This window comes from Burkholderia sp. Ac-20345, assembly GCF_017104825.1.
In the GTDB taxonomy this organism is placed as follows: domain Bacteria; phylum Pseudomonadota; class Gammaproteobacteria; order Burkholderiales; family Burkholderiaceae; genus Burkholderia; species Burkholderia lata_B.
Genome location: NZ_JAAGPO010000290.1, coordinates 1 through 9,865 on the forward strand (window position 1 = coordinate 1; position 9,865 = coordinate 9,865).

Genomic DNA, 9,865 nt, shown 5'->3' on the forward strand with positions numbered 1-9,865 from the left:
CGCCCGGCTGCGGCGTCATGTGTTCGGGACGCACGCCGAGCACCCAGTCGCGCCCGGTGGCGATCGCCGCGCCGATGCCGGGGGCGCCTGCGACCGGCAGCGCGGGGCCGCCGCCCGCAACCGTAAACGTCGCGCCGTCGTCCGACAGCCGGCCGTGCATCAGGTTCATTGCCGGCGAGCCGATGAAGCCCGCGACGAACACCGTCGCCGGCTTCTCGTACACGTCGACCGGCGCGCCGATCTGTTCCGCGTAGCCGCGGTTCATCACGATCACACGCTGCGCGAGCGTCATCGCCTCGATCTGGTCGTGCGTCACGTAGACGCTCGTCGTCGCGAGCCGCGCATGCAGCCGCTGGATCTCGAGCCGCATCTGCACGCGCAGTTTCGCGTCGAGGTTCGACAAGGGCTCGTCGAACAGGAACACCGACGGCTCGCGCACGATCGCGCGCCCCATCGCGACGCGCTGCCGCTGGCCGCCCGACAGCTCGCGCGGCCGCCGTGCGAGCAGCGGCTCGAGTTCGAGGATCTTCGCGGCCGCGGCCACCCGCGAATCGATCGTCGCGCGCTCGATCCCGCGGATCTTCAGCCCGTAGCCCATGTTCTGCGCAACCGTCATGTGCGGGTACAGCGCGTAGTTCTGGAACACCATCGCGATGTCGCGATCCTTCGGCTCCAGCGTATTGACGACGCGCTCGCCGATCGCGATCTCGCCGTCCGTCACCGTCTCGAGCCCCGCGATCATCCGCAGCAACGTCGACTTGCCGCAGCCCGACGGGCCGACCAGCACGATGAATTCGCCGTCGGCGATCTCCACGTCGATGCCATGCAGCACGTGCTGCTTGCCGTCGTAGGATTTCCTGACGCCCTTCAAGCTCAGCGCAGCCATTCTTGGTCTTTCTCCCGGTTGCCGTCCGTCATTTATTTCTCGGAATCGACGAGGCCGCGCACGAACCAGCGCTGCATCGCCAGCACGACGACGAGCGGCGGGATCATTCCCAGCAGCGTCGCCGCCATCACGTATTGCCATTCGGTCGCGGCGTCGCCGCTCGCGATCATCGTCTTGATGCCCACCACAGCCGTCGACAGCGATGCCTCCGTCGTGATCAGGATCGGCCACAGATACTGGTTCCAGCCGTAGATGAACGTGATCACGAACAGCGCCGCGATGCTCGTCTTCGACAGCGGCAGCACGACGTCCCAGAAGAACCGCAGCGGCCCCGCGCCGTCGATGCGCGCGGCATCCATCAGCTCGTCGGGCAGCGTCATGAAGAACTGGCGAAACAGGAACGTCGCGGTCGCCGATGCGATCAGCGGCAGCGTGAGCCCCGCATAGGTGTTCGTCAGGTGCAGCGTCGACACGACCTGCACGGTCGGGAAGATCCGCACTTCCACCGGCAGCATCAGCGTGATGAAGATCAGCCAGAACGCCGTGTTGCGGAACGGGAAGCGGAAATAGACGATCGCGTACGCGGACAGGATCGACACCGCGATCTTGCCCACCGAGATGCCGAGCGCCATCGCGAAGCTGTTCACGAGCAGGCGGCCGAACGGCGCCGTCGTGCCGCCGCTGCCGTGCCCCCAGATGTACGCGACGTTCTCGAACAGGTGCGTGCTCGGCACGAGCGACAGCGGCACCGTGAACACTTCCTGCGCGTTCATCGTCGCCGCGCAGAACGCGACATAGACGGGAAACACGATCAGCACGACGCCCGCGATCAGCACCGCGTGGCAGAACAGGTCGAAGCCCTTGCGATTTTCGATCATGCGTATTGCACCCTGCGTTCGACGAAGCGGAACTGGATCACCGTGAGCCCGACGACGATGATCATCAGCACGACCGACTGCGCGCCCGAGCTGCCGATGTCGAGCCCCTGGAAGCCCTCCGCGAAGATCTTGTAGATCAGCGTCTTCGTGCTCTGCGCCGGGCCGCCGCCGGTGGCGGCATCGATCACCGGGAACGTGTCGAAGAACGCGTAGACGAGGTTCACGACCAGCAGGAAGAAGCTGGTGGGCGACAGCAGCGGCAGCACGATGTTGAAGAAGCGCCGCACCGGCCCGGCGCCGTCGATCGCGGCCGCCTCGATCAGCGAGCGCGGGATCGCCTGCAGGCCCGCGTAGAAGAACAGGAAGTTGTAGCTCACCTGCTTCCACACCGATGCCAGCACGACGAGAAACATCGCCTGCCCGCCGTTCAGCGCGTGGTTCCACACGATGCCGCTCTTCGCGAGCGCATAGGTGATCAGGCCGATGCTCGGATTGAACAGGAACGCCCACAGCACGGCGGCAATCGTCGGCGCGACCGCGTACGGCCAGATCAGCAGCGTGCGGTACACGCGCGCGCCGCGGATCACGCGGTCGGCGCACGCGGCGAGCAGCAGCGACACGACGAGCCCGCCCACCGTGACGAGCGAGCTGAACACGAGCGTCGTGCGGAAAGAATCGAGATACAGCGGATCGGCGAACAGGTGCGTGAAGTTCGCGAGGCCGACGAATTCGCTCGACGTGCCGAACGCGTCCTGCATCTGCGTCGACTGCCACAGCGCGACGCCGGCCGGCCACAGGAAGAACACGGCGGTGATCGCGAGCTGCGGCGCGATCAACAGGTACGGCAACAGACTCGTACCGAAACGGGAACGGGATTGCATCGCGGATATCCGGTCAGGCGCAACGGAAAGATGGCCGTGCCGCCGGCCGGCGCGTGCATCCGTACGGATGCGACGCGGCCGGCGGCACGGTGCGATGCGGGCTCAGCCGCCCGACTTCTCGAAGCGGCGCAGCAGTTCGTCGCCGCGCGACGCGGCCGAATCGAGCGCGTCCTTCGGCGATTTCTTCTGCGCCCAGACCTGTTCGAACTCCTCGTCGACCACCGTGCGGATCTGCGGCATGTTGCCCAGGCGCAGCCCCTTCGTGTACGGCAGCGGCGGCTTGTTCAGCATCTGCTTGATCGCGGTTTCGGCGCTCGGGTTCTTCGCGTAGAAGCCCTGCTGGCGCGTGAGGTCGTACGCGGCGGTCGTCACGGGCAGGTAGCCCGTGTCCTGGTGCCATTTCGCGGCGACGGGCGCCGAGGCCAGGTACGCGAGGAATTTCGCGACGCCCTTGTAGGTCGCCGGATCCTTGCCCGCCAGCACCCACAGGCTCGCGCCGCCGATGATCGCGTTCTGCGGTGCGCCCTTCACGTTCGCGTCGTACGGCATCATGCCCGTGCCATAGCTGAACTTCGCGAATTTCTGCACGTTCGCGAGCGCGCCCGACGACGTCGTCAGGATCCCGCAGTCGCCGCTGTAGAACTTCGCCGACGCTTCATCCTTGCGGCCCGCGTACGTGAACGTGCCGTCCTTCGCCATCTGCTGCAGGAACGAGACGTGCGCGATCTGCTGCGGCTTGTTGAATTCGAGCACCGCGTCGCCGCCGTCAAAGCCGTTGTTGCGGCTCGCGAACGGCAGCGCGTGCCAGGCGCTGTAGTTCTCGAGCTGGATCCAGCCCTGCCAGCCGGTCGTGAAGCCACATGCCATCCCCGACTTGCGCAGCTTCTCGGCATCGGCCTGCACGTCGGCCCACGTCTTCGGCGGCTGGTTCGGATCGAGGCCGGCCTTCTTGAACGCGTCCTTGTTGTAGTACAGCACCGGCGTCGAGCTGTTGAACGGCATCGATACGAGATGGCCCGTCTTCGCGTCGCTGTAGTAGCTCGCGATGGTCGGCACGAACGCCTTTTCGTCGAGCGGCACGCCGGCCTGCTTGAACACGTCGTAGACCGGCACGACGGCCTTCTTCGCCTGCATCATCGTGGCCGTGCCGACTTCATAGACCTGGAGGATCGCCGGCGCGTTGCCGCTGCGATAGGCGGCGATGCCGGCCGCGAGCGCCTGGTCGTAGGTGCCCTTGAAGACCGGCACGATCTTGTAGTCGCTCTGCGACGCGTTGAACTGGTCGGCGATCGCATTGACCCGCTCGCCGAGCGCGGCCTCCATCGCATGCCAGAACTGGATTTCCGTCGCGGCGAGCGCCACGTGCTGCACCCCGAACATCAGCGCGCCGCCAAGCGCGATCGAACGAACCAGTGTCCCCGCAGGCTTCTTCTTCATCGACCTCTCTCCTATGAAAACGTTACCAACAGCGTGTGCAACATTCCCGTCGCCATTGAACCGGCGAAGTCTAGTGATCGTTTGTGACAGTCAGTTGTCGCTGATGACGAACAGGCGCTGATACTCCTTCAGCGCGAAGCGGTCGGTCATGCCGGCGATGTAGTGCGCGACGAGGCGCGGCTGCTGCGCGGCGTCGTCGGACTGGTACGGCGGCGGCAGCAGCCGCGGATCGTCGATGAACGCCTCGAACAGCCCGGTGACGACGCGCTGCGCCTTGCTCGCCATGCGCATCACCTTGTAGTGGCGGTACAGGTTCTTGAAGAGGAAACGCTTGAGGGCGGCCGCCTGCGCGGCGACCGATTCGCTGTGCGACACGAGCGGCGGCGCGGCGCGCACGTCGTCGAGCGACGCAGGTGCGACGCGCGCGAGATTGCGCGTCGTCTCGTCGATGAGGTCGACGATCAGCGTGTTGATGATGCGGCGCACCGTCTCGTGCACGAGACGGCGGCCTTCGAGGTGCGGGAATTCGGCGAGCGCCGCCTCGTAGTGGCGCTGCCACAGCTCGACTTCCGCGAGCTGCTCGATCGTGATCAGGCCGGAACGCAGACCGTCGTCGACGTCGTGGTTGTTGTACGCGATCTCGTCCGCGATGTTGGCAAGCTGCGCTTCGAGCGACGGCTGGCGGCCCTGCAGGAAGCGCTCGCCGAGCGCGCCGAGCTTGCGCGCATTCTCGCGTGAGCAATGCTTCAGGATGCCTTCGCGCGTCTCGAAGCACAGGTTCAGCCCGTTGAACGCGCCGTAGTGCTCCTCGAGCTCATCAACCACCGCCAGGCTCTGCAGGTTGTGCTCGAAGCCGCCATGCTCACGCATGCAGGCATTCAGCGCATCCTGCCCGGCATGGCCGAACGGCGTATGGCCGAGATCGTGCGCGAGCGAGATTGCCTCGACGAGATCCTCGTTCAGGCGCAGGTTGCGCGCGACCGAGCGCGCGATTTGCGCGACTTCGAGGCTGTGCGTGAGGCGTGTGCGGAACAGGTCGCCTTCGTGATTGACGAAGACCTGCGTCTTGTACTCGAGACGGCGAAACGCGGTCGAATGGACGATGCGGTCGCGGTCGCGCTGGAATTCGGTGCGCGCCGCCGGCGGTGTTTCCGGATGGCGGCGGCCGCGCGACTGCAACGCGTGTGCGGCATACGGAGCGAGATGGGCTTCCAGCGCCGCCAGCGTCGGCGGCTCGGCCACCGGCGCAGTGGATGCGCGGCCGGCTTCGGGCAATGTGCTGCTGGATGTCTCGCTCACGTCTCCTCCAGGTCAGGGGCGCCGGGGCATCCGGGCGGCCGTTAGCGGGTCGTCTGTGCCAGTGTAGCGAACACGGCTTCGTCCGGCGCCTGCGTGATCAGCGTATCGCCGAATCGCTTCAGCAGGATGAACTTGATCGCGCCGGCCTCGGCCTTCTTGTCGACGCGCATCAGGTCCATGTAGCGCGCATCGCCGAGCGCGGGCCCGCGGGTCGGCAGGTGCGCGGCCGCGATCACCGCATCGAGACGCTGCCGCGACGCTTCGTCGAGCAGGCCAAGCCGCACCGACAGGTCGCCCGCCATCACCATCCCGCAGCCGACCGCCTCGCCGTGCAGCCACTCGCCGTAGCCGAGCCCAGCCTCGATCGCATGGCCGAATGTGTGACCGAAGTTCAGGATCGCGCGCAGGCCGCCTTCGCGCTCGTCGGCCGCCACCACGCTCGCCTTGATCTCGCACGAGCGCTTCACCGCGTGCGCGAGCGCAGCCGGGTCGCGACGGTTCAGCGCGTCGACGTTCGCTTCGATCCAGTCGAAGAATTCCGCATCGGCGATCGCGCCGGTCTTGATGATCTCGGCGACGCCGGCCGCCAGTTCGCGGTCGGGCAGGGTCGTCAGCGCGCCGATGTCCGCGATCACGGCCTGCGGCTGGTAGAACGCGCCGATCATGTTCTTGCCGAGCGGGTGGTTGATGCCCGTCTTGCCGCCGACCGACGAGTCGACCTGCGACAGCAGCGTCGTCGGCACCTGGATGAACGGCACGCCGCGCATGTAGCACGCGGCCGCAAAGCCCGTCATGTCGCCGATCACGCCGCCGCCGAGCGCAACGAGCGTCGTCTTGCGGTCGGCGCGGTCGGTCAGCAGGCCGTCGAAGATCAGGTTCAGCGTTTCCCAGTTCTTGTATGCCTCGCCGTCCGGCAGCACGACCGTCGACACGCGCTTGCCAAGCGGCGCGAGCGCCGCGCGCAGCGCGTCGCCGTAGAGCGGATCGACCGTCGTGTTCGTGACGATCGTGACGGACGAGCCCTTGATGTGAGGCGCGAACAGTTCGGCGCGGCCGATCAGGCCGGCGCCAATGTGAATCGGATAGGCGCGGTCGCCCAGGTCGACGTTGACAGTAATCATGCTTGTAGCGGCTTGGCGATGACGCCCGCCAGTTCGAGTTGCATCAGCACCATGTTGACGAGACCGTTGACCGACGGACGGCCGGTCTCGATGACGAAATCCGCGCATTCGCGGTACAACGGGTCGCGTACCTCGTACAGCGCTTCGAGACGCCCTTTCGGATCTTCGGTCTGCAGCAACGGGCGGTTCTTGTCCTTGCGAGTGCGCAGCCACAGATCGTGCGGATTGGCGCGCAGGTAGACGACGATGCCGCCGCTTTTCAGGCAGTCGCGATTTTCCGGGCGCAGCACCGCGCCGCCGCCCGTCGCAAGCACGATGTTCTCGCGCTGCGTGAGATCGGCGATCACCTGCGTTTCGCGATCGCGAAACCCGGCCTCGCCTTCCATCTCGAAGATCACCGGAATGCGCGCGCCCGTGCGGGCCTCGATTTCGTGGTCGGAGTCGAAGAACGTCCTGTCGAGACGACGCGCGACCGCACGGCCCACGGTGGTCTTACCCGCTCCCATAAGGCCGACGAAAAATACGTTTGCATGTGGGTCCCGCGCTTGCAACGGCTTCCTCTGCTTCAATCTTGCTGGTGTGTGGCGCAGCTTACTGGCAAAGCGGCTGCCTTGTCGAGCCTGCGCCGGCGGCTTCCGGCCCTGTTTTTTCGGCATCCGCGCTGACCGCGCCGCGCGCATTGCAGCGCGCATCGACGACGGTCGGCGTGATGAAGACGACCAGTTCGTTGCGTTGGTCGCGTTGCGCGCGGTGCCGGAAAAGCGCGCCCAGAAATGGTATTTTGCCCAAGAGCGGCACGCGCGTCACATCGTTCCTGTTCAGTTGCTCATAGATCCCGCCGATCGCGACCGTCCCGCCGTTCTCGACCTCGACGCGCGTCTGGACGTGCTTCGTATGAATCGCCGGGCCGGCCGCCGTCGGCTCGCCGATACTGTCCTTCGTCACGTCCAGGTCGAGCACCACGCGCCCGTCCGGCGTGATCTGCGGCTCGACCTCGAGCTTGAGCGTCGCCCGGCGAAACTGCACGCCGCTCACGCCGTTGCCGACCTTCGCCTGGTACGGCAGCTCCGAACCCTGTTCCACGATGGCCTTGACGCGATCGGCGGTCACCACGCGCGGGCTCGAAACGATCTGGCCCCGCCCCTGCGCCTCGAGCGCGCTCAGTTCGACATCGAGCACACGGCTGAGCGGCGCGGCGAACAGCGTGAAGCCGGCGGTTGCCGCTTCGAAGCCGCCGAGCGGCCGCGCGGCAAGGTCGAGCGCGTTGCGCGCGCCGGCCGTGAACGTGCCGCTCTCGCCCGACGGCGGCCGCTCCTGCGCCCGCAGCGCGACGCGTGCGCCGAGATTGCGCGAAAAACCCTGCTCGCCCTCGACGATGCGGGCCTCGATCCGGACCTGCCGCGACGGCCGGTCGATCGCATCGATCAGGCTCGCGACCTGGTCGAGACGCGGCGCGAGATCGGTGACGAACAGCAGGTTCGTGCGCGGATCGGCCGCCGCGGCGCCGCGCTTCGACAGCAGACGCTGGCCGGTCGCACCGGCCAGCAGCCGTTGCACGTCCTGCGCGCGCGGGTAGTGCAGCGCGAACGTACGGCTCGAAAGTGGCTCCAGATCGGCGGCCCGCGCGTGCATTTCGAAGCGCTCGCGTTCGCGCGCGGCCAGTTCGGCCGCCGGCGTGACCCATATCACGTTGCCCCGCCGGGACATCGCGAGCCCGTGCGTATCGAGCAGCGTGTCAAAGGCATCGCGCCAGCGCACATTGTTCAGACGTAACGTGACGGTGCCGCGCACCTGCTCGCCGACGACGATATTGAGTCCGGTGAACCGCGCGAACGCGTCGAACGCGGCCGCGAGCCCCGCGCCCTGCAGATTCAGCGAGATCCGCCGTGCGTCGTCCGCATCGCCCGGGTGTCGGGCAGCAGCGTCGCCCATCCGGGCCGGCGGCGCCAACGGGATCGGCGGCCCTTCCAGCCCGGGTGCCGGGGCTGCGGCCTCCGCCTGAAGCGCCGCGCGAGCCGCCTGGTCGAACGGCGGCGGGCCGGCCTCCGTCGACACGGCGTTGTCCGCACCGTCCACCGCTCCTTGCGGCAGCGGCAGGCCCGGCACCGGCCTATCCGTCGATGCTGCAGGCCAGACGGCCGGCAGCGGCGGCAACGAGGCACTTGCGCCGGCCGCGCTCAAGCCGGCCCAGACGGCGAGCACCCGACATCCGTGCTTCATCATGGCCGCCTCCCGTCTTCCAGGGTGGCTCGGTATGCGCCGTCCGCCGTCTCCAGCGTCACGGCGACGGGATCGACTTGCACCACCCGAGCTGCCCCGAAGGTTTCGCCGGGCACCACGGCCGTGAACGCGCCGTCACCGTCATCGAACAACGCGAGACCGGCGCGCCCATCGCGAATCGTGCCGGCCAGGCGGGCAGCCGCCCCAGTCACTTCAGACGAATCAGCCTCGCCGAACGGATCGGCATCGGGCGCATCGGCCAGAACCAGCGTCTCCCCGCCCGTGAACATGACCGCCGGCAACCCCGGGAACACGTCGACAGACATTTCCACGCGCGCGGCGTCCTTGCCCCGTTCGACACGCAGCGCGGTCGGCACCGCCAGCACCGGAAAACGCGCCAGCCCGCCGACCATCTGCAGCAACGCGCGAAAGCCGCCATCCGCGACGATGCGCACCGTGCGCCGGCCGTCCGGTACCGCACCATCGGCGCGCAAAGGCTCGATCGATACGTCGCGCAGCCCGCTCGACGCGGCGCGATCAGCCAGTTCCAGCATCAACGCGGCCCATTCAGGCGCACGCGACGAGCGATCGCCGTGTGCCGCCGCCGGATGCCCGTCGCGTTGCCGGGCAGCGGCCGTCAGAACACGCTGCGCGTCGGCCTCACGCATCCGCGCCGCCGCCAGCAACGCTCGGCTGTGAACAAGCCCGCTCCAGTCGGCGGCACTCGCCAAATGAATGCCGCCCGCCAGCACGGCCGTGAACGCGAGCATGCAGCCTGCGATATGTGCAACCGCCGGCGACACGTGCCGCATGCCGCTCAGCCATTCATCGCCACGCCGTGCGGGCCGATGCGCGAGCGCCGCCATCATGCGCCACCTCCCGGGGCTTGCCGAGGCGGCATCGCTTCGTGCCAGCGCAGTTGAACCGAGAACCGGAAAGGCATCCCGCCCGTAGCGACAGGGGCATCCGAGGCAGGCTTCAACGCATCGATGTCGATCCGCCAGCCACGCTGCTCGCGCGCCGTTCATCGGCGCGTACCCGGTGTTCGTGATGAAGGTGCTCACGTTCGCGCTGTTCGCGGCCGCGTTCAACCTGCTGATCGGCTATACGGGGCTGCTGTCGTTCGGCCATGCGATGTTCCTC

At 67.5% G+C, this 9,865-nt stretch carries 9 protein-coding genes and 2 pseudogenes; 1 reads left to right on the forward strand and 10 read right to left on the reverse strand.

The window, feature by feature from the left end; translation table 11 throughout:
* The 10 genes and pseudogenes from ugpC to G3O06_RS49435 all read right to left on the reverse strand — a co-directional run.
* A partial coding sequence (gene ugpC, locus G3O06_RS44350; protein WP_205819861.1) for a sn-glycerol-3-phosphate ABC transporter ATP-binding protein UgpC occupies positions 1-886 on the reverse strand: 886 nt, incomplete at its 3' end.
* A gap of 32 nt (positions 887-918) precedes the next feature.
* Positions 919-1,764 carry a sn-glycerol-3-phosphate ABC transporter permease UgpE gene (gene ugpE, locus G3O06_RS44355; RefSeq protein ID WP_174918468.1) on the reverse strand — a complete coding sequence of 282 codons (846 nt, stop codon included), beginning with the start codon at positions 1,762-1,764 and terminating at the stop codon, positions 919-921.
* Positions 1,761-2,645 (reverse strand): sn-glycerol-3-phosphate ABC transporter permease UgpA, encoded by an 885-nt coding sequence (gene ugpA, locus G3O06_RS44360; RefSeq protein WP_174918469.1) that lies wholly within the window; start codon positions 2,643-2,645, stop codon positions 1,761-1,763. The genes ugpE and ugpA overlap by 4 nt, the downstream gene beginning before the upstream one ends.
* 102 nt (positions 2,646-2,747) lie before the next feature.
* A complete protein-coding gene (gene ugpB / locus G3O06_RS44365; RefSeq protein ID WP_174987452.1) occupies positions 2,748-4,082 on the reverse strand; it encodes a sn-glycerol-3-phosphate ABC transporter substrate-binding protein UgpB in 1,335 nt (444 codons plus the stop codon).
* Positions 4,083-4,172: 90 nt separating this feature from the next.
* Complete coding sequence (locus G3O06_RS44370; RefSeq protein ID WP_241020553.1) at positions 4,173-5,357, reverse strand: deoxyguanosinetriphosphate triphosphohydrolase; 1,185 nt, start codon at positions 5,355-5,357, stop codon at positions 4,173-4,175.
* Between the two features lie 65 nt (positions 5,358-5,422).
* Positions 5,423-6,502, reverse strand: a complete 1,080-nt coding sequence (aroB, locus tag G3O06_RS44375) for a 3-dehydroquinate synthase (RefSeq protein WP_089439053.1) — start codon at positions 6,500-6,502, stop codon at positions 5,423-5,425.
* Positions 6,499-7,053, reverse strand: coding sequence for a shikimate kinase (locus G3O06_RS44380; protein WP_174918478.1), 555 nt, complete (start codon positions 7,051-7,053; stop codon positions 6,499-6,501). Before G3O06_RS44380 ends, aroB begins: the two co-directional genes overlap by 4 nt.
* Positions 7,054-7,093: 40 nt before the next feature.
* Positions 7,094-8,725, reverse strand: coding sequence for a type IV pilus secretin PilQ (gene pilQ, locus G3O06_RS44385; protein ID WP_205819862.1), 1,632 nt, complete (start codon positions 8,723-8,725; stop codon positions 7,094-7,096).
* The gene (locus tag G3O06_RS44390; protein WP_205819863.1) at positions 8,722-9,588 is read right to left on the reverse strand and encodes a pilus assembly protein; all 867 of its coding nucleotides are present in this window, start codon (positions 9,586-9,588) and stop codon (positions 8,722-8,724) included. The genes pilQ and G3O06_RS44390 overlap by 4 nt, the downstream gene beginning before the upstream one ends.
* Positions 9,588-9,743: pseudogene (locus G3O06_RS49435) on the reverse strand (fimbrial protein); the annotation flags it as partial. The pseudogene G3O06_RS49435 and the gene G3O06_RS44390, both read right to left, overlap by 1 nt.
* Positions 9,744-9,748: 5 nt before the next feature.
* Here G3O06_RS49435 and G3O06_RS44395 point away from each other — a divergent pair.
* A pseudogene (locus G3O06_RS44395) lies at positions 9,749-9,865 on the forward strand (branched-chain amino acid ABC transporter permease); the annotation flags it as partial.

Coding starts and splice junctions, on each gene's coding strand:
- ugpE (WP_174918468.1), bottom strand. CDS start 1,764: ATGATCGAAAATCGCAAGGGCTTCGACCTGTTCTGCCACGCGGTGCTG.
- ugpA (WP_174918469.1), bottom strand. CDS start 2,645: ATGCAATCCCGTTCCCGTTTCGGTACGAGTCTGTTGCCGTACCTGTTG.
- ugpB (WP_174987452.1), bottom strand. CDS start 4,082: ATGAAGAAGAAGCCTGCGGGGACACTGGTTCGTTCGATCGCGCTTGGC.
- aroB (WP_089439053.1), bottom strand. CDS start 6,502: ATGATTACTGTCAACGTCGACCTGGGCGACCGCGCCTATCCGATTCAC.
- pilQ (WP_205819862.1), bottom strand. CDS start 8,725: ATGATGAAGCACGGATGTCGGGTGCTCGCCGTCTGGGCCGGCTTGAGC.
- G3O06_RS44390 (WP_205819863.1), bottom strand. CDS start 9,588: ATGGCGGCGCTCGCGCATCGGCCCGCACGGCGTGGCGATGAATGGCTG.